Annotated in this window: 25 protein-coding genes, 5 tRNA genes, 1 rRNA gene and 1 other annotated feature; of the genes, 28 read left to right on the forward strand and 3 right to left on the reverse strand. The window is 35.2% G+C overall.

Annotated features, from left to right (window positions below):
• Positions 1–8 precede the first annotated feature (8 nt).
• The 14 genes from rrf (at position 9) to BHU33_RS00070 (ending at position 10,045) form a co-directional block, all read left to right on the forward strand.
• Positions 9–125: ribosomal RNA gene (rrf, locus tag BHU33_RS00005) — 5S ribosomal RNA — on the forward strand.
• A gap of 6 nt (positions 126–131) precedes the next feature.
• A tRNA-Asn gene (locus BHU33_RS00010) sits at positions 132–204 on the forward strand.
• A gap of 56 nt (positions 205–260) precedes the next feature.
• Positions 261–333: transfer RNA gene (locus BHU33_RS00015), tRNA-Thr, on the forward strand.
• A gap of 169 nt (positions 334–502) precedes the next feature.
• Positions 503–889, forward strand: coding sequence for a MerR family transcriptional regulator (locus BHU33_RS00020; protein WP_054646368.1), 387 nt, complete (start codon positions 503–505; stop codon positions 887–889).
• Positions 890–901: 12 nt separating this feature from the next.
• Positions 902–2,248, forward strand: coding sequence for a type I glutamate--ammonia ligase (glnA, locus tag BHU33_RS00025; RefSeq protein WP_054646369.1), 1,347 nt, complete (start codon positions 902–904; stop codon positions 2,246–2,248).
• A 91-nt stretch (positions 2,249–2,339) separates the two neighbouring features.
• A complete protein-coding gene (locus BHU33_RS00030; RefSeq protein WP_054646483.1) occupies positions 2,340–3,794 on the forward strand; it encodes a peptide MFS transporter in 1,455 nt (484 codons plus the stop codon).
• A 105-nt stretch (positions 3,795–3,899) separates the two neighbouring features.
• Positions 3,900–3,982: transfer RNA gene (locus tag BHU33_RS00035), tRNA-Tyr, on the forward strand.
• A gap of 8 nt (positions 3,983–3,990) precedes the next feature.
• A tRNA-Gln gene (locus tag BHU33_RS00040) sits at positions 3,991–4,062 on the forward strand.
• A 55-nt stretch (positions 4,063–4,117) separates the two neighbouring features.
• Positions 4,118–4,819: a GntR family transcriptional regulator gene (locus BHU33_RS00045; RefSeq protein WP_056997672.1), complete on the forward strand. Its 702-nt coding sequence runs from the start codon at positions 4,118–4,120 to the stop codon at positions 4,817–4,819.
• Between the two features lie 99 nt (positions 4,820–4,918).
• Positions 4,919–6,385 carry a nicotinate phosphoribosyltransferase gene (locus tag BHU33_RS00050; protein ID WP_056997671.1) on the forward strand — a complete coding sequence of 489 codons (1,467 nt, stop codon included), beginning with the start codon at positions 4,919–4,921 and terminating at the stop codon, positions 6,383–6,385.
• A 9-nt stretch (positions 6,386–6,394) separates the two neighbouring features.
• Positions 6,395–7,234: an ammonia-dependent NAD(+) synthetase gene (nadE, locus tag BHU33_RS00055; protein ID WP_054646370.1), complete on the forward strand. Its 840-nt coding sequence runs from the start codon at positions 6,395–6,397 to the stop codon at positions 7,232–7,234.
• A gap of 59 nt (positions 7,235–7,293) precedes the next feature.
• Positions 7,294–9,462, forward strand: a complete 2,169-nt coding sequence (locus BHU33_RS00060) for a Tex family protein (RefSeq protein WP_054646371.1) — start codon at positions 7,294–7,296, stop codon at positions 9,460–9,462.
• Positions 9,463–9,470: 8 nt separating this feature from the next.
• Positions 9,471–9,902 (forward strand): SprT family protein, encoded by a 432-nt coding sequence (locus BHU33_RS00065; RefSeq protein WP_054646372.1) that lies wholly within the window; start codon positions 9,471–9,473, stop codon positions 9,900–9,902.
• Between the two features lie 57 nt (positions 9,903–9,959).
• Positions 9,960–10,045: transfer RNA gene (locus tag BHU33_RS00070), tRNA-Leu, on the forward strand.
• A gap of 90 nt (positions 10,046–10,135) precedes the next feature.
• Here BHU33_RS00070 and BHU33_RS00075 read toward each other — a convergent pair.
• Positions 10,136–11,305, reverse strand: a complete 1,170-nt coding sequence (locus tag BHU33_RS00075) for an LCP family glycopolymer transferase (protein ID WP_054646373.1) — start codon at positions 11,303–11,305, stop codon at positions 10,136–10,138.
• Positions 11,306–11,492: 187 nt separating this feature from the next.
• On the opposite strand from BHU33_RS00075, the gene BHU33_RS00080 reads away from it, so the two are divergent.
• Positions 11,493–12,164, forward strand: coding sequence for a 2,3-bisphosphoglycerate-dependent phosphoglycerate mutase (locus BHU33_RS00080; protein WP_054646374.1), 672 nt, complete (start codon positions 11,493–11,495; stop codon positions 12,162–12,164).
• Positions 12,165–12,207: 43 nt separating this feature from the next.
• On the opposite strand, the gene BHU33_RS00085 is transcribed toward BHU33_RS00080, so the two are convergent.
• Both BHU33_RS00085 and rpiA read right to left on the reverse strand, forming a co-directional pair.
• Complete coding sequence (locus BHU33_RS00085; protein WP_054646375.1) at positions 12,208–13,542, reverse strand: C1 family peptidase; 1,335 nt, start codon at positions 13,540–13,542, stop codon at positions 12,208–12,210.
• Between the two features lie 38 nt (positions 13,543–13,580).
• Positions 13,581–14,267: a ribose-5-phosphate isomerase RpiA gene (rpiA, locus tag BHU33_RS00090; RefSeq protein WP_054646376.1), complete on the reverse strand. Its 687-nt coding sequence runs from the start codon at positions 14,265–14,267 to the stop codon at positions 13,581–13,583.
• Positions 14,268–14,407: 140 nt separating this feature from the next.
• Here rpiA and BHU33_RS00095 point away from each other — a divergent pair, with 140 nt between their 5' ends.
• The 13 genes from BHU33_RS00095 (at position 14,408) to rplA (ending at position 24,291) form a co-directional block, all read left to right on the forward strand.
• On the forward strand, positions 14,408–14,944 hold the full coding sequence (locus tag BHU33_RS00095; RefSeq protein WP_054646377.1) for a dCTP deaminase/dUTPase family protein: 537 nt from the start codon (positions 14,408–14,410) through the stop codon (positions 14,942–14,944).
• A 12-nt stretch (positions 14,945–14,956) separates the two neighbouring features.
• Positions 14,957–16,339: a DNA repair protein RadA gene (radA, locus tag BHU33_RS00100; protein WP_054646378.1), complete on the forward strand. Its 1,383-nt coding sequence runs from the start codon at positions 14,957–14,959 to the stop codon at positions 16,337–16,339.
• 76 nt (positions 16,340–16,415) lie between these two features.
• The gene (gene gltX / locus BHU33_RS00105; protein ID WP_056997670.1) at positions 16,416–17,906 is read left to right on the forward strand and encodes a glutamate--tRNA ligase; all 1,491 of its coding nucleotides are present in this window, start codon (positions 16,416–16,418) and stop codon (positions 17,904–17,906) included.
• 113 nt (positions 17,907–18,019) lie between these two features.
• Complete coding sequence (gene cysS / locus BHU33_RS00110) at positions 18,020–19,438, forward strand: cysteine--tRNA ligase (protein WP_054646379.1); 1,419 nt, start codon at positions 18,020–18,022, stop codon at positions 19,436–19,438.
• Positions 19,438–19,863: a Mini-ribonuclease 3 gene (locus tag BHU33_RS00115; RefSeq protein ID WP_054646380.1), complete on the forward strand. Its 426-nt coding sequence runs from the start codon at positions 19,438–19,440 to the stop codon at positions 19,861–19,863. Before cysS ends, BHU33_RS00115 begins: the two co-directional genes overlap by 1 nt.
• Positions 19,853–20,605, forward strand: a complete 753-nt coding sequence (gene rlmB / locus BHU33_RS00120) for a 23S rRNA (guanosine(2251)-2'-O)-methyltransferase RlmB (RefSeq protein ID WP_056997669.1) — start codon at positions 19,853–19,855, stop codon at positions 20,603–20,605. Before BHU33_RS00115 ends, rlmB begins: the two co-directional genes overlap by 11 nt.
• A gap of 13 nt (positions 20,606–20,618) precedes the next feature.
• Complete coding sequence (locus BHU33_RS00125; RefSeq protein WP_054646381.1) at positions 20,619–21,143, forward strand: NYN domain-containing protein; 525 nt, start codon at positions 20,619–20,621, stop codon at positions 21,141–21,143.
• Positions 21,144–21,306: 163 nt separating this feature from the next.
• The gene (locus tag BHU33_RS00130) at positions 21,307–21,924 is read left to right on the forward strand and encodes a sigma-70 family RNA polymerase sigma factor (protein ID WP_054646382.1); all 618 of its coding nucleotides are present in this window, start codon (positions 21,307–21,309) and stop codon (positions 21,922–21,924) included.
• 15 nt (positions 21,925–21,939) lie between these two features.
• Positions 21,940–22,089: a 50S ribosomal protein L33 gene (gene rpmG, locus BHU33_RS00135; protein WP_078775138.1), complete on the forward strand. Its 150-nt coding sequence runs from the start codon at positions 21,940–21,942 to the stop codon at positions 22,087–22,089.
• Positions 22,090–22,101: 12 nt separating this feature from the next.
• A complete protein-coding gene (gene secE, locus BHU33_RS00140) occupies positions 22,102–22,281 on the forward strand; it encodes a preprotein translocase subunit SecE (RefSeq protein ID WP_054646383.1) in 180 nt (59 codons plus the stop codon).
• A 112-nt stretch (positions 22,282–22,393) separates the two neighbouring features.
• Positions 22,394–22,948, forward strand: coding sequence for a transcription termination/antitermination protein NusG (gene nusG / locus BHU33_RS00145; RefSeq protein ID WP_054646384.1), 555 nt, complete (start codon positions 22,394–22,396; stop codon positions 22,946–22,948).
• A gap of 125 nt (positions 22,949–23,073) precedes the next feature.
• Positions 23,074–23,499: a 50S ribosomal protein L11 gene (gene rplK, locus BHU33_RS00150; RefSeq protein WP_054646385.1), complete on the forward strand. Its 426-nt coding sequence runs from the start codon at positions 23,074–23,076 to the stop codon at positions 23,497–23,499.
• 99 nt (positions 23,500–23,598) lie between these two features.
• Positions 23,599–24,291 (forward strand): 50S ribosomal protein L1, encoded by a 693-nt coding sequence (gene rplA, locus BHU33_RS00155; RefSeq protein WP_054646386.1) that lies wholly within the window; start codon positions 23,599–23,601, stop codon positions 24,289–24,291.
• Positions 24,292–24,346: 55 nt separating this feature from the next.
• Positions 24,347–24,464 (forward strand) — a sequence feature (ribosomal protein L10 leader region).
• Position 24,465: the final 1 nt, after the last annotated feature.

The raw sequence follows: 24,465 nt of genomic DNA on the forward strand, positions 1-24,465 counted from the left end.
AAGCATAGTGTGGTGGCGATAGCCTGAAGGATACACCTGTTCCCATGCCGAACACAGAAGTTAAGCTTCAGCACGCCAAAAGTAGTTGGGGGATCGCCCCCTGCGAGGATAGGACGTTGCCACGCAATTATTCCGACATAGCTCAGTTGGTAGAGCACCTGACTGTTAATCAGGTTGTCGACGGTTCGAGCCCGCCTGTCGGAGTTATATAGTAAAAATGCTAACTAATGGTTGGCATTTTTGTTACATAATATTATTATGCCGACTTAGCTCAGCTGGTAGAGCATCGGCATCGTAAACCGAAGGTCACAGGTTCGACTCCTGCAGTCGGCATAATCTAAGAGATACTAAAATTAATTTTTTAGTATCTCTTTTTTGTATTGATTTATTAATGATTAAACGTAGTAATCAAAAAAAGTTACTCATGTAACAAAACACTACATCATCCGTTGACGATTCTTGAAAATACTTTTATTATTACAGTCATTGAGGAGCTGTTAATATGAGTGAAAAAGAATTAAGAAGATCGTTAGCAGTTTTACCCATGGGACCTGTAATGAAATTAACATCGTTAACTGCTCGACAAATTAGATATTATGATGATCACGGTTTAGTAAATTCTAAACGAACTGATAGTAATCGTAGATTGTACTCGTTAAATGATATTGATCGCATTTTAGAAGTTAAAGACTATCTGAATGAAGGGATGAATATTGAACAAGTAAAACGAGTTTACGAAAAACAGCAGCGTCGATTAGAAAAGAAACAAAATCTATATAAGAAGACTATTAGTGATGGACGGGTTCGTGAGTATTTGCGTGATGATATTCTGAAAGCTGGAGGCTTATATCCTGACGACGACTCTCAATTCAAACAAGGACATTTATAAAAGGAGAACGACATGAACAAAAGAAAACAATATACACCTGATGATATTCGAGAAATGGTAAGTAAAGAGGATGTTCGGTTTCTTCGCTTAATGTTTACAGATTTACTTGGAACAGCAAAAAACGTTGAAGTTCCAATTAGTCAGTTAGATCAATTATTAGCAGGTAAATTAATGTTTGACGGTTCATCAATCGATGGCTTTGTACGTATCGAAGAAAGTGACATGTACTTAAAGCCTGACTTATCAACTTGGATGGTTTTTCCATGGGGGGATGAGCATGGTAAAGTAGCTCGTTTGACTTGTAGTGTGTATACATCTGATGGGGAAAAGTTCGTAGGTGATCCACGAAATAATTTAATCCGAGTATTAAAAGAAATGAAAGACCTTGGATTTAGTGATTTTAATATTGGACCAGAACCTGAATTTTTCCTTTTTGAATTAGATGAAAATGGCAATCCTACTGAAAAATTAAATGATAAAGGAAGTTATTTTGACTTAGCTCCAATGGATTTAGCAGCTAATGTTCGTCGTGATATGGTACTTGAACTTGAAAAAATGGGCTTTAATGTTGAAGCATCACATCATGAAGTTGCGCCTGGTCAACATGAAATTGATTTTGAATATGACAATGCTGTCGTAGCAGCTGATCACATTCAAACATTTAAGATGGTAGTTAAAACAGTTGCTAGAAGATATGGATTATACGCTACTTTCATGCCTAAACCTTTAAATGGAGTAAATGGTTCAGGAATGCACATGAACATGTCACTTTTTGATAAAGATGGTAATAATGCTTTTTATGATGAAAATGGAGAAGGGGGACTTTCTCAAACTGCTTATTATTTTCTTGGCGGAATTTTGAAACACGCTCAAGCATTAACGGCTATTTGTAATCCAACAGTTAACTCATATAAACGATTAGTTCCTGGATTTGAAGCACCGGTATATATTGCTTGGTCTGGTGCCAATCGTTCTCCGATGGTTCGTGTACCAATTGCACGTGGCAAAGGGACCCGTTTAGAGTTGCGTAGTGTCGATCCTTCGGCTAACCCATATTTAGCCATTGCTGCAATTTTGGAAGCAGGGTTAGATGGGATTAGGAATAAAATTGAACCAGATGAACCAATTGACCGTAATATTTATCGAATGGATGGCAAGGAACTCAAATTAGATCATATTAAAAAATTACCTGCAACACTCCATAATGCATTACTTGATTTACAGGAAGATTCTGTAATGGAAGATGCACTTGGTTCACATATTTACCAGAACTTTCTTGATGCTAAAAACATGGAATGGACTGCCTATAGCCAAAATGTATCTCAATGGGAACGTGAACGTTATTTAGATATGCTTTAAAAAAATGATTGTATTAAGAAAATACTAAGAGTATAATTTCTTTTTAATTCGAAAAAAGAAAGAGGTTTATATTTTGGAAAAGAAAAAAAGTATGGATAATGCCTTTTTTGGACAACCAAAAGGTTTGGAATTCTTAGCTGGTACAGAATTCTGGGAAAGATTTAGTTACTATGGTATGCGTGCAATTCTGCTTTATTACATGGTTGCTACGGCAGCTAAAGGTGGATTGGGTCTTTCACAAACAACCGGTTTGTCAGTTATGGCTATCTATGGTTCATTAGTATATCTTGCTTCTGTTACTGGAGGATTTATTAGTGATCGAATTTTAGGGAGTCGTCGAACTGTATTTTTTGGTGGAATTTTGATTATGTTTGGACATATTGCATTATCGATTCCGATTGGATTATGGGGACTGTTTGGGTCTATTGCCTTGATTACCACTGGTACAGGATTATTAAAGCCTAATATTTCTGACATGGTAGGTAAGTTATATTCATCAGAAGATCAAAGACGTGAAAGTGCGTTTACAATCTTTACATTTGCAATTAATTTAGGTGCTTTCATTGCCCCATTAATTTGTGGATGGACAGCTACCAAATTTGATTATCATGTTGGTTTCTCATTAGCAGCATTTGGAATGTTCATTGGTTTATTATTTTATTACTTTGGTGGAAATAAAACTTTAGGCAAAGATGGATTAGTTCCAACTGATCCAATTAAAGCTAATGAAGTTAAGAAAATTACTTTTAATGTTATAGCTGGAATTATTGTTTTTGCAGTTATTATAGTTGGAATGTATTTTGCAAAAATTTTAACCCTTGATAATTTCGTTAGTTTATTAAGTTTAATTGCTGTTATTACTCCAATTGTTTATTTCTTTATTATCATTCGAAGTAAAAAGATTACTAAAATTGAGCGCTCAAGAGTACTAGCTTATATCCCATTATTTATCGGGGCGTTAGTATTTTGGGCAATTGAAGAATCAGGATCTAGTATTTTAGCTAGTTTTGCTTTAACGCAAACTAACAATAATTTAGGATGGTTGCATATTGATCCTAGTTGGTATCAATCATTAAACCCATTGTTTATCATGCTTTATACTCCATTATTCGTGTTATTATGGACAAAGTTAGGCAAGAGACAACCTTCTACTCCAAAGAAATTTGCTTATGGATTGTTCTTTGCTGGTCTCTCATTTCTATTGATGGTTATTCCTTTATCAATGTTTGGAGTTGGAACTAAGATTAGTCCTTTATGGTTAGTAGGAAGTTGGGCAATCATTGAAATTGGTGAAATGTTGATTTCTCCAATTGGGCTGTCAGTTACCACCAAATTAGCTCCAAAAGCATTTGGTGCTCAAATGGTTAGCATGTGGTTCTTAGCTGATGCTGCTGGACAAGCAGTTAATTCACAGATTGCTCGTTTTTACACACCAGGTACTGAAACTGCTTACTTTGGTATCATTGGGTTAGTTGCAATTGTGGCAAGTATCATTCTACTTTTCTTTGTAAAACCTGTTGTTAAATTAATGGATGGTGTTAAATAAATAAAAAAATCCCAAAATTTTTTGGGATTTTTTTTAATTTATGCTTGACGCGGAGTCGGAATTCCTTTAATATAATATATGTTGATTGAGTGATTTAATCTTTTTGGAGGGGTAGCGAAGTCTGGCTAAACGCGGCGGACTGTAAATCCGCTCCTTCGGGTTCGGTGGTTCGAATCCACTCCCCTCCATTTATTTTTGGGCTATAGCCAAGTGGTAAGGCACCAGGTTTTGATCCTGGTATGCGCTGGTTCGATCCCAGCTAGCCCAATATTATGAATCGTCTGACTAAAGTCAGGCGATTTTTTTATTATCAGGAGGTTCATATGACTATACCAGTTTATATTCAAATTCATAATGATATGAAACAAAAGATTGAAAACGAGAAATGGTTAGTTGGAACTAAAATCCCTTCTGAAAGGAAATTAGCTGAGCATTATGATGTGAGTCGGATGACATTACGGCAAGCAGTTCAAGCATTAATTGATGAAGGTCTTTTACGAAGAGAAATTGGTTCTGGAACATTTGTTACTAGTAAAAAGGTACAAGAACATATGTCAGGAATTTCTAGTTTTACGGACACTATGATTTCTCAAGGGAAAACACCATCTAGTAAAACTTTATCGTATAAAATTATTGAACCAACATTTAAAGAAGCAGAAGTATTGGAATTAGCACCAAATGAGCGTGTACTTCGAATGGAACGATTACGTTATGGTAATCAAATTCCGATTTGCTTGGAAACAACCACGGTTAGTGCTAATCTAGTAAAAGAAATGAGTCAAGAAGATGTTACTAGTTCTCTCTATCGTTCTTTAGAGCAACAGATGGGATTGATCCCAGTTGGAGCTAAACAATATATTTCTGCGATTTTAGCTTCTGATCCAACCGCAGAATTACTTAAAATTAAAACTGGTGATCCTATTTTAAAATTGAAGCAGATTTCTTATTTTAAAAATCAAAAACCTTTTGAATTTGTTGAGACCCAATATGTAGCAGAAAGATTTGAATTTTATTTAAATCAATAAAATTATTTTTAGTTAGTTGATGGTTGCATTTTTATATTTGCCTTTAATAATGGTAAAATGAAAATACTTAAAATGTTTACTTCATTATGGAGGAATAAAATGTCTACAATTGATGCTACTGATAATTTAACCATGCATACAGATGATTATGAAATTAATATGATGGCAACTTATTTTGAAAAAAACATGCAAAATCGTCATGCGGTTTTTGAAGTTTATTTTCGCGATATGCCATTTGGAAATGGATATGCTGTTTTTGCTGGTTTAGAACATGTAGTTGATTATATTAATAATATTAAATTTACTGATAGTGATGTTGATTATTTACGAGAACACGGTGATTATTCAGAAAAATTTCTGGAATATTTACGTAATTTTAAATTCAAAGGAACCATTAGATCCGCTCAAGAAGGAGATTTGGTTTTTAATAAAGAACCTATTATGCAAGTTGAAGGAACGATTGCTGAATGCCAATTGGTCGAAACAGCAATTTTAAACATCGTTAATTATCAAACTCTGATTGCCACTAAAGCTGCTAGAATTAGAAGTGTTGCTGGTAAAGATCCATTAATGGAATTCGGAAGTCGTCGTGCTCAGGAAGTTTCTGCAGCTCTTTGGGGGACACGAGCTTGTTACATTGGCGGATTTGATATTACTTCAAACGTTTTAGCTGGAAAAGAATTTAATATTCCTATCTCTGGGACTCATGCGCATTCTTTAGTAGAATCATTTGGAAATGATTATGACGCTTTTAAAGCATATGCAGAGACTCATCGCAACTGTGTTTTTTTGGTGGATACTTTTGATACATTAAAGAGTGGGGTGCCAAATGCAATCAAAGTTGCCAAAGAAATGGGCGACAAGATTAATTTTAATGGAGTCCGCATTGATTCTGGTGATATGGCCTACATTTCTAAACGTGTGCGTGAAATGCTTGATAAAGCTGGTTTTCCAGATGCAAAAATTTATGCATCTAATGACTTGGATGAGTACACAATTAGTAGTTTGAAAATGCAACATGCTAAAATTGACGTTTGGGGAGTCGGCACTAAAGTAATAACTGCTTTTGATCAACCAGCTTTAGGAGCAGTTTACAAGCTAGTATCAGTAGAAGATAAAAATGGCAAAATGGTTGATACAATCAAACTTTCTAATAATGCAGAAAAGGTTTCAACTCCTGGTAAAAAACAAGTTTGGCGAATTACTGAGAAAAAGGATGGTAAATCGGAGGGGGATTACGTTACCTTAGCTGATGAAGATCCTCGTAAAGAAGATTCATTATACATGTTTCATCCACAATACACATATATCAACAAAACAATTCATGATTTTAATGCTGAACCATTGTTAAAAGATATTTATCGTGATGGAAAATTAGTTTATGAGATGCCTAGTCTTGATAAAATTAAAAAACATGCCAACAAGGTTCGTGAAATGTTATGGCCAGAATACAAACGGATGCTAAATCCAGAAGCTTATCCGGTTGATTTATCTCAAGAAGCTTGGGATAACAAGATGAAATTGATAAAAGAAATTCGGAATGGTTCAGAAAAAAGATTACAGTAGGTGAAAAATGTGGATACTAAACAAAAACAAATTCAACGTGAAATAATCTCAGCTTTAAAAGTAAAACCACAAATTGATCCGCAAACAGAAATTCGTAACAGTGTTAATTTTATTAAGGATTACTTTAAAAAAAATCCTTTCATTAAATCAGTTGTATTGGGAATTTCTGGCGGCCAAGATTCAACCCTGACTGGTAAATTGGGTGAAATGGCAATGACCGAATTACGTGAAGAAACTGGAAATAATGATTATCAGTTTATCGCGGTTCGGTTGCCATATGGTGAACAAGCTGATGAATCAGATGCAATGGAAGCAATTAAATTTATTGATGCTGATCAGGTAGAACGGGTTAACATTAAAGCAGCAACTGATAGTATGGTAACTGCAGTTGAAGCTAATGGTGATGTGATTTCTGATTTTAACAAAGGAAATATTAAAGCACGAGAACGAATGATTGCTCAATTTACGATTGCTGGTGCTCATCATGGGATTGTACTTGGGACTGATCATGCTGCCGAGGCAGTGACTGGTTTTTACACTAAATTTGGCGATGGAGCTGCTGATATTACTCCAATTTGGCGTCTTGATAAGCGACAAGGGAAGGCATTATTAGAAGCTCTGAATGCCCCTAAAAATCTTTACGAAAAAACTCCAACGGCTGATTTAGAAGATAATCGTCCAGCACTTCCTGATGAAGTTGCTTTGGGAGTTAGTTACCAAGATATTGATGATTTCTTGGAAGGAAAAGATATTAGTTCCAAGGCCGCTAGTGTTATTGAAAATTGGTATCAAAAAACAGCTCACAAACGTCATTTACCTATTACAATTTATGACACATTTTGGAAATAAGTTTTGGATTAGACTTCGTTATTGTTAACGAAGTTTTTGTATTTTATGGAGGAATTTTTATGGATCAAACAATTATTAGTCAACTTAGTCAGCAATTAGAAGGGATTAATCGAAAACAAATTCAAACTACGTTATCCATGTTGGAAGATGGTAACACAGTACCATTTATTGCCCGTTACCGAAAAGAACGAACTGGAAACCTTGATGAAGTGCAAATTCGTGATATTGAAGATAATTATCATCGATTGGAAAAACTTGCTAAACGTAAGACCGAAATCATGAAGCAGATTGATGAACAAGGAAAACTAACTGATCAGCTTCAAAATGATATTAATACAGCTGATGATTTACAAACGGTTGAAGATCTTTATTTACCTTATAAACAAAAACGTAAAACAAAAGCAATGGTTGCAGATGAAAAAGGTTTAACGCCTCTTGCAAATCAAATTATGCAATTTCCCAATCAATCTCCTGAAATATTAGCTGCTGCCTATGTTAATCCCAAAGTAGATTTATCTAGTGTTACAGATGTTTTAGCTGGAGTAACCGATATTATTAGTCAAAAAGTGGGCGATAATGCTAACTTTCGTGAATGGATAAGAAATTACACAGAAAACAATGGTAAGTTACAAACAAAAGTTAAAACTGATGGTAAAGAATTGGATGAAAATGGGGTTTATGAAAATTATTATGATTTTTCTGAATCCGTTAAGGATATTCCTTCTTACCGAGTATTGGCAATTAATCGTGGAAATAAGAATAAAATTTTGCAAGTTAAGATTGATGTGAATGAAACGGTGATTCTTAGTCATTTAAATTTTCATATGATTGGGAAACATCGAGAGATGACCGTGGATTTCGTTAAAAATGCAATTAAAGAAGGGTATCGGCATTTTATCAAGCCTGCAATTTCCCGCGAGGTAGAAAATAAACTAACTGAAACGGCTGAAAATCACGCGATTGAAGTCTTTGGGAAAAATTTATATCATTTATTAATGCAAACGCCGATGAAAGGGAAAGTTGTTCTCGGATTTGATCCAGCTTATCGAACTGGATGTAAGTTAGCAATAATTGATAAAAATGGTAAATTTTTGGATAAACAAATTATTTTTGCAACTAAACCAGCCAGTGAAACTAAAATTTCCCAAGCAAGAACAGAATTTATTGCTTTGATTAAAAAATATCATGTGGAAATGATTGCGATTGGAAATGGAACTGCTTCACGTGAATCAGAACAATTTGTGGCCGATGCAATCAAAGACATTGATTTCCCAGTTCACTATGTGATTGTGAACGAATCAGGTGCTTCTGTTTATTCGGCCAGTGAAAATGCTAGAAATGAATTTCCTAAATTACATGTTGAGGAACGTTCTGCCATTAGCATTGGGCGTCGTCTGCAAGATCCGTTAGCTGAATTGATTAAAATTGATCCAAAAGCCGTTGGGGTAGGACAATATCAACATGATGTATCAGAAAAAAATTTGGATACCCAGCTTAGCCGAGTAGTTGAAACTGCAGTTAATCAAGTTGGAGTTAACTTAAATACTGCCAGTCCAGAATTATTGGAACACATTTCTGGACTCTCAAAAGCAATTTCAAATAATATTGTTAGTTATCGAGAGGAAAATGGAAGTTTTGTAAATCGCAGTCAGCTGAAAAAAGTTAAACGACTTGGACCTAAAGCTTTTGAACAATCTGTTGGATTTTTACGTATTATAGGTGGTAGTAATCCTTTAGATAATACTGATATTCATCCCGAAAGTTATGCTACTGCAACTCAGATATTAAAATATTTAGAAATTAATTTAGAAGATCTTGGGAGTCCAAAAGCAACTTCAAAATTACAAAAAAAGGATGTTAAAACGATTGCCAATGAATTACAGATTGATGAAATGCAAGCAGCAGATTTATTGGCTGGTTTGAAAAATTCTGGACGTGATTTGCGAGATAAAATGACAGCACCATTATTAAAATCAGATGTAATGACGATTGATGATTTAACACCAGGTTTAAAGTTACAAGGAACTGTTAGAAACGTGATTGATTTTGGTGCTTTCGTAGATATTGGCGTTAAACAAGATGGCTTAGTGCATATTTCTAAGATGAGTGAGAAGTTTGTTAATGATCCATCTAAATTAGTTTCTGTCGGTGATATCGTTGATGTATGGGTATTATCAGTGGATAAAGATCGGAATCGGATTCAATTATCTATGATTGAACCTGATTAGGAGAAATTATGAACGATCAAGAATTACAAGCTGTTGTTGAAGAGCTATCTTTAAAATATTTTCAAAAAGAATTTAAACATCGGGCTTATTTTAATAGTCGACTTAAAACGACTGGTGGGAGATATCATTTAAAAAGTCATAATATTGATATTAATCCCAAAATGGCGATCGATCAAAATGTGTTAATTGGCATTATTAAACATGAATTGGTTCATTACCATTTGCATTTAGCAGGATATTCAGGTAAGCATAATACCCACGAATTTAAGTATTTATTGCAACAGGTTGGTGGTAGTCGTTATGCTCCTAGATTGGATCGTTCTTTTAAATATTTATATAGATGTTCTCATTGTGGTCAAAAATACTATCGAAAACGTAGAATAAATCTGCAAAGATATGTTTGTAGTAAATGTAGAGGAAAATTAATTCAAACTCGGTAATTTTAAAATGTTCTTGTGTTTCTGCCAAATCCTTGATACAATTGTAATTGTTGATTTGCGGCCATGGCGGAATTGGCAGACGCGCAAGATTAAGGATCTTGTCGGGAGTTTTCTCGGTGGAAGTTCGAATCTTCTTGGCCGCATCTTAAACCAGCTCTTATTTTAAGAGCTGGTTTTTTGTTTTTAAATAATTTTTATATAAAAAAGGAATTCCGATTGGAATTCCTTAATTGTTATTTAGCTAATTCATTGTTTTTAGTAGTTGAATTGCCATTTTTAAAGAGACTATCTTCAGAATTTGCTTCTTTATTAGAGTTGATTTTTCTTTGTTTAGAAGTTAATTGACTCACTGCTGGTAGACCTAACGATTCACGAATATGGTTGGAAACAGTCAATAATTGTTTGTTAGGGGCGACTTGATAACTAACACCATCAACATCAGCATTATCTTCTTGTAAAGCACTCTCGTTAATATTTTGAGTAGCACCACGATATTGAATAGCAGCAGTCATCATATCATCAAAAGTTAAGTTAGTTTTTAAATTACCTTGTAACGATTTTAAAATTTCGCTATAGCGGGAAGCCGATGAAATTTTCATTCCTTTTTGAAGAACTTGTTCTAAGACTTGTCGTTGCCTAATCTGACGTCCGTAATCTCCTAATGGATCTTCATGACGCATTCGGGTGTATTGAAGAGCAGTTTCTCCATTCATATGCACAGTTTTCCCTTTTTTAACACTAATTCCTTCGTATTTAAAAGTTAGATTAGGAGTGATATCAACTCCGCCTACTGCATTTACCATTTGTTTAATGCCCTTCATATTAACCACTGCATAAAAATCAACGGGAACATTAAATAACTTAGAAACGACATCAGTCGCAGAATCGGGACCACCAATTGTGTAAGCCGCATTAATCTTTTCATAAGGTTGCGAGTCTCCAGGCACGACGACTTTAGTATCTCGGGGAATGCTAGTAAAATAAGTAGTTTTCTTTTTGGGATTAACAGTAGCAATAATCATCGAATCAGTTCGACCTTTATCATGCCGACCTAATGCTCCCGTGTCAGTTCCCATTAACAAAATTGAAAATGGCTTACGTTTTTTCAAAATGTTAGATACATTTCGAGAATTTTTCCCAGCCATGTATGTATCTTCGAAGGTTGAAGCTGCTTTGTGGTATTGTACATAAGCAAAGATTAGTAAAATAATGGATAATACTAATAAAACGACCATTATAGACCACGCAACTGGGTGCCATTCCTCTTCAGTATTAGATGAGGGAACCTCACTTTTGGTTGGGATACTAGATTTAGGAGTTGTTTTATCAATAAAATGATTTTTTCCAGAACGACGATGTTTTCTTGATTGTTGATTATTAGAGTTATTTTTATTATCTGACATATGTAAACCTCAATCCTTAGTAAACCAAGTTACATTATAACCCATTAATAATTGACTGTATGGACATTTAAGTAACTTTATAATATTTTAATAAAGTTAAGTGGAACATGCTGATTAATTAAAGTATGTACAGCATATGCTACAATATTCTGTGAGATTGATATTAAGAAACGAATGAGGGATTGCGATGAGTAAACTAGTACTGATGCGTCATGGAGAAAGTACCGCTAATTATGATCACACCTTTACTGGTTGGAGTGATGTTTCTTTAACTGCTAAGGGAAAAGCTGATGCTCATGAAGCTGGGCGTAAATTAAATAAAACTGGAATTCAATTTTCCGATGCCCATACATCTTATTTAAAACGGGCAATTGTGTCTGAAAATATTGTATTAGATGAAATTAATCAATTGTGGATTCCACAACATAAGACTTGGAGATTGAACGAACGTCATTATGGCGCTTTACGTGGTAAAAATAAAGAACAAGTCAAACAAGAAGTTGGTGAACAGCAGTTTATGCGTTGGCGTCGTAGTTTTGCAGCGGTTCCTCCAAGGTTACAAGAAGTTGATCCCAAACGACGTTACCAAACTGCTGGAATTCAAGAACCGCCAGCAGAAAGTTTGAAAATGGCATATCAGCGATTGATACCTTATTGGCAGGATGAAATTGTACCTAAATTAATTGATGGAAAGAATCAATTAGTAGTTGCACATGGAAGTTCTTTACGGGCATTGATTAAATATATTGAAAATATTACTGATACCGGGATTGATGGAGTAGAAGTTCATAATGCTACTCCAATTATCTATACTTTTAATCACGAATTACAGGTGGTTAATAAAGAGTTGATCAAATAAAAGAACTATTCTCGTGATTGAGAATAGTTCTTTTATTTGATATTTAAGCTAAAGTACCCATTGGATCCCAAGGAGCTAAGATTTTTGGAGCTTGTTGCTGCTCTTCTTTTTCTTTTTCACTCAAGAATTTTTTATTAATGACAACTTGATAAACGAATTCGTTGAACCAGTCATCACTCATGACAAAGTAACCTTTAGTTCCGACTTTATCACCCCAACTATTTTCTACTTTCCATTTAGTTGGTTTACCATTCACGATATCGACTCCTGTAATCACCATTGCATGATCCATGACACTTTCACCATAGTCAAGACGTTGGGCTTTGGTTAATGACATATCCGTGTGCATTAATTCATCAACATGGTAAAGCCTGGTATCCATAATCCCTTGTTTTCGGTCGGTATCTTTAACAACATCGCTACCAAACCAAACTGTTTCTCCAGCTTCAAGTTGTTTGATGGTCAATTTTTTTAATTCTTCAATTGGAAGGTTAAAATGCTTAATTGGACGTCCGCCAACGACATTTCCTAACATTTCAACTGTATAAGTTTTGTTATAAGGTTTGTCTTCAGTAGGGGAATTAATAAGTGAAACGTAATCTTCTAAATCAAGATTAATGTATTTTTGAAAGAATGCTTTTGGCGTGATATTTTCATCGATATGATATTCTTTTTCTTGATCGCGATATTCGAAGTTGAATTTTTCAACTGGCTTGCCCAATGAATAAACCAACATTCGATAGATTTCATTTATCATGTCATCGCGTTTAGCATTAATTATTTCTGCTTTTTGGCCATCATTAATCATTTTACGAAGAATAACGGCATCATGACGTAACTGTGTATTAAGGGCTGCATTGAGTTCACTAGAATTTTCACTATTAGCTGTTTCAGGCATAGCGGACTTAGGAACAATGCCATATTTTTCAATTAATGCGCATAACATATCCCATTGACCACCATCTTGTTGCGGGGTAGCCATTAAGAAACTCACTTTTCGTGAATCAAGGGGTTGTTCGGCTGTATTGATGACGTTGTTTAAAAAGTAGTTTGATTTTTCGAATTTATCCCAAAAGAAAATATAAGCTTGAGAAAGCTCGAAATCTTTTGGTACATTGAAATCATTTTCAACTTTAGTTCTCATGGTGTTGAGAGCCGCAAATAACCAGCAGCGTCCGCTCCGTTTTTGGTCAGAAACACGTTGGTCGGAAACATCAATGGAAAAAACTGGGTCCATTTTTGGATTAGCTTCGAAATCAGCAGCGGTTTTCAAAATACCATTATGAGTTACGGCCCGACGTACAACATTTGAGTCGTCATAATCATTTAAATTATTGGCATAACGTTCAATATTTTTTGGTTCAATCGGTTGATCCATTCTTAAAGTCTCCTTATTATAATCTATTCAACTATTTATTAGCGGGCCTCAATGATTTGTGGACCATCAGGATGCTGAACAATGATGGTGTTTACAATATCTAAAAAGAGACCGTGTTCAACAATTCCAACCATAGTATCAAGTTGTTCAGCGAGTTTAGTAGGATTGTTAATATGTGGCAAGTATAAATCAATAATATAGTTATTAGAATCAGTTCGAACAAACTCACCGTTATCTTTGTAACGCAATCGTGGATTTAATCCCATTTTTTTTAATTTTTTTTCTAATTGTTTGCTTCCATAGGGGATTACTTCCAATGGAACTGGATAATTAAGTGTAGGTACCATTTTGGTCTCATCTACAATCCACATGTTTTTAGTGGAGTTAGTGGCTACGATTTTTTCCATTAAATGGGAAGCACCACCGCCTTTAATCCCTTGGTAATTAGCATCAATTTGATCAGCTCCATCAATTGTTAAATCGATGTGATCTACGTCATCAATGTCTTTGATTGGAATGCCAAGCTTTTCGGCATGCTTTTTTGTAAAATTAGAAGTTGGTACTCCGATAATGTTTAATCCAGCTTTAACGCGTTTTCCTAGTTCTTCAACTAAATACCACATTGTTGAGCCGCTTCCAATTCCAATCACCATTCCGTCATGAATATAGTTGACGGCTTCACGTCCTACTTGGGCTTTTTGCTGTTTAACAATTTCACTATCCATTGATTGTCCCCTTAATCGCTCATTTTTTAAGTTATACTTAATTTTCCGTGGTTTTTTTAGTTTTGTCAAGTAATGTTAATGTGCTACAAATACTGTTAGAATGGTAGTATCCAATTAATAAAAGGTCAGGAGTTTTAATAATGCAAAGAGGGTTTAAAGTGATTTCAAAAGCAGTTGATTCAGGAATTGAATTACCCAAACGAGCAACTGAAAATGCTGCAGGCTATGATTTTGCCAGTTCAGTTGATATGGTACTTCCATCTATTTGGAAAATTGGTTTTTTAAAAGCATTAAAAATTATTCAAACCAATCGACATTTAGATGAAGTAGAGTCTGAAACAGCACAAAAAGTTTTAAAACCATATTTAATTCCAACGGGGATTAAAGCTTATATGCAGCCAAACGAAGTGTTAATTATTGCTAATCGTTCTAGTAACCCCCTTAAGAGAGGAATGATTATTCCCAATGGAATTGGAGTAATTGATGCTGATTATTATGACAATGAAAATAATGAGGGCGAAATTTTTGTCCAAATGGTAAATTTTGGAATTAAAGATCGTAAAATTAAAAAAGGTGAACGGATTGGGCAGGGGATTTTTATGCCTTATTTGTTAGCTGATGATGAAACAGCTCCAAAGGCAAAAAGAACTGGAGGATTTGGTTCCTCCGGAAAATAGAGGATGAGATAAATGAGTAAAACAAAAACTCAGTTTGTATGTTCAAATTGTGGCTATATTTCTCCTAATTACTTAGGTCGTTGTCCTAATTGTGGGGAGTGGAATACCTTTGAAGAGGAAAGTGTAACTAAAACTGATCCACAAAAGGTTAATACCAGTCGGGTTTCATTTGAAGGAAAAAAATCACGTCCTCAATTAATTGATGATGTTGACGCCCATGATGCACCTCGTTTTCAGATTGAATCTAATGAGTTAAATCGGGTATTAGGTGGAGGTATTGTTCCTGGATCATTGGTTTTAATCGGTGGTGATCCAGGAATCGGTAAATCAACTTTATTATTACAGGTTTCTGGACAGTTAAGTCAGGCTGGGAAACGTATTTTATATGTAACAGGAGAAGAAAGTGCTGATCAGGTTAAGATGAGAGCTGACCGCTTAAAAGTTAACCAAAATGATAATCTATATGTTTTTCCAGAAACTGATATGACAGCAATTCGAGAGGCAATTGCAAACGTTAAGCCTGATGTAGTAATTGTTGATTCTGTTCAAACAATGCGAGAAGACGAAGTCGCTTCTGCCATCGGATCGGTTTCACAAGTTCGTGGGGTGACAGCTGATTTAATGAATGTTGCCAAAACCAATAATATTACAATTTTTATTGTTGGACATGTGACTAAAGGCGGAGCAATAGCTGGGCCTAAAACGTTAGAACATATGGTTGATACGGTTTTATATTTTGAAGGCGATAAACATCATTCATATCGCTTATTGCGAGCCGTTAAAAATCGATTTGGTTCCACGAACGAACTAGGAATATTTGAAATGGCAGATACTGGCTTACATGAAGTAGCTAATCCTTCCGAAATTTTTCTAGAAGAACGATTACAAAATGCAACTGGTTCTGCAATCGTTGTAGCTATGGAAGGAACTCGTCCCATTTTAGTAGAAATTCAAGCACTAATTACTCCATCTGTATTTGGCAATGCACAACGCACTGCTACTGGGGTTGATCGAAATCGAGTATCGTTGATTATGGCAGTTTTAGAAAAACGAGCCGGTTTGATGCTGCAGAATCAAGATGCATATTTAAAGGCTGCTGGTGGGGTTAAACTAAATGAACCAGCAATTGATTTAGCAATGGCTATTAGTATTGCCTCTAGTTATGAAAATATTAGTACCGATCCCCGGGAATGTTATATTGGCGAGTTAGGTTTGACTGGTGAAATTAGACGGGTAGACCGAATTGAACAACGAATTCGAGAAGCAGCTAAATTAGGTTTCAAAAAGGTAATTGTGCCTAAACATAACTTGGATGGACTTCATGTTCCGGACAATATTGAAGTTGTAGGTGTCACTACCTTACGCGAGGCTTTAAAGACATCATTAAAAAAATAGCACCAAGACGACTTTATTTTTAGTCCTGATAATTGTAAACTTAACAATAAATAGATAAAGAAAAGAGAGAATTATATTGGCAAATGATAAGATTCGTGTTCGTTATGCACCTAGTCCAACGGGACACTTGCATATTGGTAACGCAAGAACTGCAATTTTTAACTACTTATTTGCTCGCCACTACAAGGGCAAGTTCATTATTAGAATTGAAGATACAGATACTAAACGAAATGTAACTGATGGGGAAAAAAGTCAGCTTGATAATTTAAAATGGCTTGGACTTGACTGGGATGAAGGTCCTGATGTTGGTGGCGATTTCGGTCCCTACCGCCAATCGGAACGTCAAGCTACTTATGATCCGTTAATTCAACAACTACTAGATAAAGATAAAGCTTATTACTCATACAAAACTGAAGCAGAATTAGAAGCAGAACGTGAAGAACAAAAAGCACGTGGAGTAATGCCTCATTATGAGTATGAATTTGCGGGAATGACTGCTGAAGAACGTCAAGCAGCGATTGATGAAGCTAAGGCTAAGGGATTAAAACCAGTTATTCGCTTTAGAGTACCAAAGAATAAAACGTATGAATGGGATGACATGGTAAAAGGACATGTTTCCTTTAACTCCGATACTATCGGTGGGGACTTTGTGATTGTCAAACGAGATGGAATGCCTACTTACAACTTTGCGGTAGTTGCTGACGATCACAATATGAAAATTAGTCATATTTTCCGTGGTGATGACCACGTTGCCAACACGCCTAAACAATTAATGATTTATGAAGCTTTTGGCTGGCAGGCACCTAAATTTGGCCATATGAGTTTAATTATTAGTGCTGATACCGGTAAAAAGTTGAGTAAACGTGATGAAACTGTTTTGCAATTTATTGAACAGTACCACGAACTAGGCTATTTACCAGATGCTTTGTTTAACTTCATTGTTTTATTAGGCTGGTCTCCAGTGGGTGAAGATGAAATTTTCACTAAACGACAATTTATTAAAATGTATGACGAATCACGTTTAAGCAAATCACCAGCTACTTTTGATGGTAAAAAGCTAGAATGGATTAATAACCGCTACGTTAAAGATGCTGATGAAGATGTGATTGTTGATGCTGCATTGCGTCAGTTGATTAAAGCAGGGAATCTTCCTCAAAATCCAGATGCTAAAACCATTGAATGGGCACGTAAATTAATCGATGTTTACCGAAAACAAATGAGTTATATGGCTCAAATTAATGAAATGGCGGGGGTCTTCTTTACTGAACCTGACCAAGTTACAGGAGAAGCTTTAGAAGAAATCAGTAATGATACTGCTCCGATTGTTTTACATGAATTTTCGGAAAAAATTAAACAATTACCAATTTTTGATAAAGTTGAAATTTTAAAAACGATTAAAGCTGTTCAAAAAGATACAGGCATTAAGGGACGTAAGTTATGGATGCCAATTCGAATTGCTGTTACCCATGAAATGGAAGGACCAGAACTTCCAGAATCAATTGAATTAATCGGTCGTGATAAAACTTTGCAGCATTTGCAACAAACTTTGGATCAAATTAACAAATAAATAAAATATTTTTTAAATGATTGGTCTAGTAAATAAACTAGGCCTTTTGTTTTGGGAAATCATCGTTTTAGTGTGATATGATAGCTGTTAAAGGTAAGTGGAGGTAATCGTTCATGGTATTAAAAGTATATAATTCATTAACTAATAAATTAGAAAATTTTGAACCAATTCAGGCCCGAAAAGTTAGTATGTATGTCTGTGGACCAACAGTTTATAATTATATTCACGTTGGTAATGCTCGTAGTGTAGTAGCATTTGATACAATTAGAAGATATTTTGAATATCTTGGCTATGACGTGAATTATGTTTCAAATTTTACCGATGTAGACGATAAAATGATTAAAGCAGTTGCTGAACAGGGAATTACGGTTTCCGAATTGGCTGATAAGTTTATTAAGGCTTATTTTGAAGATACCAAGGCACTTAATGTGGAACCTGCAACCAAAAATCCACGGGCAACTGATAATATTGCTGATATTATTGCATTTGTGTCTGATTTAATTGATAAAGGCTATGCTTATAGTGTTGATGGCAACGTTTATTATCGTGCTCGAAAGTTTAAAACTTACGGCGAATTAGGTCATGAAGATTTAGATACTTTAGAGAGTGGTGCTAGTCAACATGTATCTAAAGAAGAATTAAAACAAAAAGAAGACCCCATTGATTTTGCTCTTTGGAAAGCAGCAAAATCAGGAGAAATATCTTGGGATTCTCCGTGGGGCAAAGGACGTCCAGGCTGGCATATTGAATGTTCAGTAATGTCAACTAAATATTTAGGTGATAACTTTGATATTCATGGTGGTGGAATTGATTTGGAATTTCCACATCATGAAAATGAACGGGCTCAAAGTGAAGCAAAAACAGGGGAAAAATTTGTTAACTATTGGTTGCATAATGGTTTTGTCACAGTTGGTGATGATGACGAGAAAATGAGTAAATCATTAGGTAATTTTGTGACTGTGCATGATTTATTACAAAAAGTCGATCCTGAAGTATTACGTTTTATGATGTCAACGACCCAATATCGACGACCGGTTCATTTTAGTCAGGCTGGAATTAATGAAGCAGCCACGAATTTAAATAAAATCCAAACTGCTTATCGTAATCTCGATTATCGGTTACAAGATGCGGACGCTGATAATGATCCCAAAGTTGATCAGGAAGTTCGTCAAATTCAAGCTGATTTTCAAGATGCGATGGATGATGATTTTAACGTACAAAACGGGATTACTGAAGTTTATGAATTAGCTAAACTAGGCAATGTTTATTCAGAACGACCAGTGGTTTTTGCAGATACGATTAAATTAATTATGCAAAGACTGCAACAATTAACTTCGATTTTTGGAGTAGATTTAAAGATTGGATCATTTAATGATCAAGAGGTTGAAAATTTGATTGAAGAACGAAATCAAGCACGTGCAGATAAAAATTTTGCTCGTAGTGATGAGATTCGTGATGAATTAAAAGAACAAGGAATTATTTTAGAGGATACCCCGCAAGGAACCCGATTTAGAAGGGAAAATAAAGTTTAATGAATGAAGCAGAACAAAATCTTGAATTTCGTCAGTTAAATGGGGTTACCTTAGCCTATTTAGGCGATGCCGTTTATGAGGTATATGTTAGAAGACATTTGTTAGATAATGGAATTACTCGCCCGAACCAATTACAACGTCGAGCAACTAAATATGTTTCAGCTAAGGCTCAGGCAGGTTTGATTGCATTGATGGAACAAGATGAAAAACTAAATGAAGAAGAGTGGTATTTTTATAAGCGGGGACGAAACGCAAAAAGTTATACGCATGCTAAAAATACCAGTGTGGTTACTTATCGTGTCTCAACTGGTTTTGAAGCTTTATTTGGCTTTTTGTCATTGAGTAACCAGCAAAAGCGCTTAGACAATTTAGCGCAATGGTGTATTGAACAAGTGGATAACGGGAGAGTGATTTATGAAAAATAATGAAGATTTTATCATTGGCAGACATCCAGTAGTGGCTGCATTGAGAAACCCTAATCAAGATATTAACAAGGTATTTTTACAGTCAGGGATTAGTAAAGATGACGAAACTGTTCGAACAATTTTGACACTTGCTAAAGGACGTCATTTGGTCATTTCAAATGTGCCTAAGTCAAAATTAGATTTAATGTCAGATCATCAAAATCATCAGGGAGTTATGTTGGCAGTTGCAGCCTTTAAATATGCAACGATTGATGATTTATTTGAAAATGCTAAAAAACATGATGAACCGCCATTTTTTGTAATTCTTGACAACGTTGAAGATCCACATAATTTAGGTTCAATTTTGAGAACAGCGGATGCTGCCGGAGTGCATGGAGTAATCATTCCCAAACACCGTGCAGTAGGATTAACTTCAACGGTTGCCAAAACATCTGCCGGTGCCATTGAACGAGTTCCAGTAGCCAGGGTAACTAATTTGGTGAATACAGTTAATGATTTAAAAGATCGTGGAGTTTGGGCTTTTGGAACTGATATGCAGGGAACAGATTATCGTCGCTGGGATGCTAAAGGAGCCTCGGTATTAATTATTGGTAGTGAAGGAAAAGGGATTTCACCGCTGTTGAAAAAACAAGTTGATGAAATGCTGACTATTCCAATGGTAGGTGATATTCAAAGTTTAAATGCGTCTGTTGCTGCAGGTTTATTAATGTATCAGGGATTTAATTCTAGACATCCGCTTTAAAGGTGGAATAAGAATGAAGAAAGAACTATTAATTGTTGATGCTTATAATATTATTGGCAGCTGGCAACATTTGAATCAAATGAAGTTGGCTAATCAGCTTCCCGAAGCACGAGATGAACTTTTAAAGGAATTATCTGAGTATCAAAAATACAGTGGTAAAGAAATCATTGTTGTATTTGATGCGATGTATGTTCCTGGATTGGCTAAATCTTCGAAACAAAAAAACCTAGAAGTAGTGTGGACGAGCAAAAATGAAACTGCCGATAGTTATATTGAAAAACTAGCAGCTCGTGAACAGTCGTTATTTACTCAAGTGGAAGTGGCAACTAGTGATCATGCAGAACAGTGGACTATTTTCAGTGCGGGTGCTTTACGGGTCTCTGGTCAGGATTTGTTACGAGATGTTAAATTAGCTAAAAAAGAGATTAAACGAATTACTAAAAATTATCATCAAGAAAAAGTAAAGAATCGCATCTCGTTTAATGATCAACAAATGAAAAATTTAAGTGAATTACGAGATAAATTATCTAAGAATTAGTGAATTTTCACTAGTTCTTATTTTTTTATGCTTATTAATTAGGTGAGTTGAAATGTTTTTTAATTGGTACAAGGATTAAAGGTGTGTCGGAACAATCGTTCTCTTGTGAGCTCATTGGTTTATTAAGTAAGTTTATAAAAAAACGTTTTCACAGGAGAATAATATGAATTTTACAAATGTTAACTGTAAGTGTGATCCAAATTTAATTATTGATGCTCAAATAAATGATGACAGTTTTGAAACCCTGTTTCGTCAATTTTCACCAGTCTATTTAAAACTTTGGAACGAATTTTACCTTAACGATATGGAACTTTGCGATTGGGGACAAGAAGCAGCAATTGTTTTTTATTATACGATTCGCAAGTACGATTTTGAAAAACGTGTCACTTTCGGTAGTTTTTATAAAACTAATTTAAGAAATCGTTTATATGATATTTTGCGAAAAAAACGGGCAAAGAAAAGAGTGCCAGCCCGTATGCAAGCTTCATTTAGTAGTTATGCCGAATTTTATGCCGAAACAATTCAAGATGAAACAGCGCTTAATCCGCTTTCAATGTGTGAATTTTATGAAAATGTGTCATTAGTCTGTAAAAACTGTTCCAGATTTGAACGAGAAGTTTTGGTTTCGGCTCTCAGACATAATTCTTTAGATCAAATTGCAAACGAACAACAAGTTTCAACTGCTAAAGTCAATAGTGCATTATTACGCTGTCGACGCAAGTATCGACAACAAACTTGTTTGACGACTAAGATGATTGATGATAAAGTTAAGTGCGTATGAAGGGTGGTGTAGTAGATGTCCCAAAAGAAGATTACATTAGAATGTTCTGTTTGTGGTGCTAGAAACTACACCATGCACGGTAATAGTAACCGTGAACAACGATTAGAATTAAAAAAATATTGCAAACACTGCGGTAAAAATACATTACACAAAGAAACGCGCTAGGGAGATTTTAGTATGAAACGTTTATGGAACTTTTTAAAGAGTGTCGTAAAAGAAATGAAGTTAGTTACATGGCCTGGACCAAAACAAACTAGAATTGATACTATTACAGTAATTGGTACGACTGTCTTTTTCACAATTTTCTTAGGTTTGATTGATTGGGGATTAGAAACTATCTTACTTAGATTGGGTTAAACTAGCGAATTAAATTAGATTCTGTTATAGTTTATTTTAAGAACTTCGTGTGCGCGAGGTTTTTTTATTTTGATTTAAAAGTATTTGATTTAAGTGAAGGAGATAGTTAAATTTGGTAGAATCAGTCGAAAAACAATGGTATGTTCTTCATACTTATTCTGGATATGAAAATAAAGTTAAAGAAAACCTTGAATCAAGAAGAGATTCAATGGGAATGCAAGATTTCATTTTTGACATTGTTGTCCCTGAAACGGAAAAACATGAAGTGAAAAATGGTAAAGACAAAGTTGTGATGGATAAAACATTCCCTGGTTATGTTTTAGTACAAATGGTAATGACCAATCGAGCTTGGTATGTTGTACGAAATACTCCTGGAGTTACCGGATTTATCGGTTCACATGGACAGGGATCAAAACCTAATCCATTATTGCCAGACGAAGTTGATCGTGTTATGGAAAACCTTGGTATGAAACAAAATATTCAGCCGCTTGACAGTCAAGTTGGTGATACTGTTACCATTACTGAAGGGGCTTTTAAAGATCTTTCCGGTAAAATTACTAGTATTGACAATGAAAAAGGCAAGTTAAAAGTTAATATCGATATGTTTGGTAGAGAAACTAGTACCGAACTTGATTTTAATCAGGTTAAACCAATTGCACATGAGTAAAAAGAAGTACACTTGTTTCTAATACTTTAATGTGTTATATTGTTCTAGTGTATTTATGCATAAACAACGTGGGAGAAGAAATTTAGTCTTCATTTACCACACACGGACTTAAGGAGGTATGTCTCGTGGCTAAAAAAGTAGCTGATATCGTAAAGTTACAAATTGCAGCGGGTAAAGCAACACCTGCTCCACCAGTTGGACCTGCATTAGGTCAAGCCGGTGTTAACATCATGGAATTTACAAAGGATTTCAATGCACGTACTGCTGATCAAGCAGGAATGTTGATTCCAGTTGTAATTACTGTTTATGAAGATCATTCATTTGACTTCATTACTAAAACTCCACCAGCCGCTGTTCTTTTAAAGAAAGCAGCCGGAGTTGAATCAGGTTCTGGCGAACCCAACACTAAAAAGGTCGCTAAAGTTACCAAAGACCAAGTGAAGGAAATTGCTGAAACCAAAATGCAAGATCTAAACGCCGCTGATGTAGAAGCAGCTATGCGTATGATTGAAGGTACTGCACGTAGTATGGGATTCACTGTTGAAGGTTAATTTCTAGTATGTTGTAGGACGCTGTGCTATCAAAAGATAGTGCGTGAGAGTGGGAGGATTTTCTTTCCGTCATAACCACATTTGCAAGGAGGAAGTTACATGGCTCGTAAAAGAGGTAAAAAGTATAGAGATGCTGCTGAACAAATCGACAAGAGTAAAGCATACCCTGTTGATGAAGCAGTAGAACTAGTTCAAAAATTAGATAGTGCTAACTTTGACGATTCAATCGAAGTTGTTATTAAATTAAACGTTGATACTAAACAAGCTGATCAACAATTACGTGGTGCCGTAGTTTTACCTAATGGTACCGGTAAAGATCAAAAGGTTGTAGTATTTGCTAAAGGTGAAAAAGCTAAAGAAGCTGAAGCTGCCGGCGCAGATGTCGTAGGTGAAGAAGATTTAGCTCAAAAAATTATGGATGGTTGGTTAGACTTTGATGTCGCTGTTTCCACTCCTGATATGATGGCTCAAGTAGGTCGTTTGGGTCGAGTACTTGGACCTAAAGGATTAATGCCTAATCCTAAGACTGGTACTGTTACAATGGATGTTGAAAAGGCCGTTAAAGATGCTAAGGCTGGTAAAGTTACTTACCGTACCGACCGTGATGGAAACATTGCCGTTGCAATTGGTAAGGCTTCGTTTGATCCAGAAAAATTAGTAGAAAACTTTAAGACTATTGAAAATATTTTAGTTAAGAACCGTCCTGCTTCAGTTCACGGAACTTACATTCAAAATATTTCTGTATCATCAACATTTGGTCCTGGTGTTAAAGTTACACCAGAATCATTTTAAAGTTTTGATCTAAATAAATCCCTAATTGACTAATTTTTATCGATATGATAAATTGTTAATTGAATATGAATCGCCTAAGACTCAGGTGGCTTAATTGCCTTAACCATGCCTGCCGAGGAGTTTAACGACTTTTCCTTATGTTTTGGCGAGCATAGGGATTTTTTATTAGGTCCC

This window comes from Fructilactobacillus lindneri DSM 20690 = JCM 11027 (assembly GCF_002907375.1).
GTDB classification, from domain to species: domain Bacteria; phylum Bacillota; class Bacilli; order Lactobacillales; family Lactobacillaceae; genus Fructilactobacillus; species Fructilactobacillus lindneri.

Bases quoted from the DNA above. Each gene is read 5' to 3' on its own strand.
- BHU33_RS00125 (WP_054646381.1), top strand. From the start codon at position 20,619: ATGAAGAAAGAACTATTAATTGTTGATGCTTATAATATTATTGGCAGC.
- BHU33_RS00065 (WP_054646372.1), top strand. From the start codon at position 9,471: ATGAACGATCAAGAATTACAAGCTGTTGTTGAAGAGCTATCTTTAAAA.
- BHU33_RS00060 (WP_054646371.1), top strand. From the start codon at position 7,294: ATGGATCAAACAATTATTAGTCAACTTAGTCAGCAATTAGAAGGGATT.
- BHU33_RS00085 (WP_054646375.1), bottom strand. From the start codon at position 13,542: ATGGATCAACCGATTGAACCAAAAAATATTGAACGTTATGCCAATAAT.
- rpmG (WP_078775138.1), top strand. From the start codon at position 21,940: ATGTCCCAAAAGAAGATTACATTAGAATGTTCTGTTTGTGGTGCTAGA.
- BHU33_RS00075 (WP_054646373.1), bottom strand. From the start codon at position 11,305: ATGTCAGATAATAAAAATAACTCTAATAATCAACAATCAAGAAAACAT.
- rpiA (WP_054646376.1), bottom strand. From the start codon at position 14,267: ATGGATAGTGAAATTGTTAAACAGCAAAAAGCCCAAGTAGGACGTGAA.
- BHU33_RS00095 (WP_054646377.1), top strand. From the start codon at position 14,408: ATGCAAAGAGGGTTTAAAGTGATTTCAAAAGCAGTTGATTCAGGAATT.
- rplA (WP_054646386.1), top strand. From the start codon at position 23,599: ATGGCTCGTAAAAGAGGTAAAAAGTATAGAGATGCTGCTGAACAAATC.
- BHU33_RS00130 (WP_054646382.1), top strand. From the start codon at position 21,307: ATGAATTTTACAAATGTTAACTGTAAGTGTGATCCAAATTTAATTATT.
- BHU33_RS00050 (WP_056997671.1), top strand. From the start codon at position 4,919: ATGTCTACAATTGATGCTACTGATAATTTAACCATGCATACAGATGAT.
- rlmB (WP_056997669.1), top strand. From the start codon at position 19,853: ATGAAAAATAATGAAGATTTTATCATTGGCAGACATCCAGTAGTGGCT.
- BHU33_RS00045 (WP_056997672.1), top strand. From the start codon at position 4,118: ATGACTATACCAGTTTATATTCAAATTCATAATGATATGAAACAAAAG.
- BHU33_RS00030 (WP_054646483.1), top strand. From the start codon at position 2,340: ATGGATAATGCCTTTTTTGGACAACCAAAAGGTTTGGAATTCTTAGCT.
- glnA (WP_054646369.1), top strand. From the start codon at position 902: ATGAACAAAAGAAAACAATATACACCTGATGATATTCGAGAAATGGTA.
- cysS (WP_054646379.1), top strand. From the start codon at position 18,020: ATGGTATTAAAAGTATATAATTCATTAACTAATAAATTAGAAAATTTT.
- BHU33_RS00080 (WP_054646374.1), top strand. From the start codon at position 11,493: ATGAGTAAACTAGTACTGATGCGTCATGGAGAAAGTACCGCTAATTAT.
- radA (WP_054646378.1), top strand. From the start codon at position 14,957: ATGAGTAAAACAAAAACTCAGTTTGTATGTTCAAATTGTGGCTATATT.
- secE (WP_054646383.1), top strand. From the start codon at position 22,102: ATGAAACGTTTATGGAACTTTTTAAAGAGTGTCGTAAAAGAAATGAAG.
- BHU33_RS00115 (WP_054646380.1), top strand. From the start codon at position 19,438: ATGAATGAAGCAGAACAAAATCTTGAATTTCGTCAGTTAAATGGGGTT.
- BHU33_RS00020 (WP_054646368.1), top strand. From the start codon at position 503: ATGAGTGAAAAAGAATTAAGAAGATCGTTAGCAGTTTTACCCATGGGA.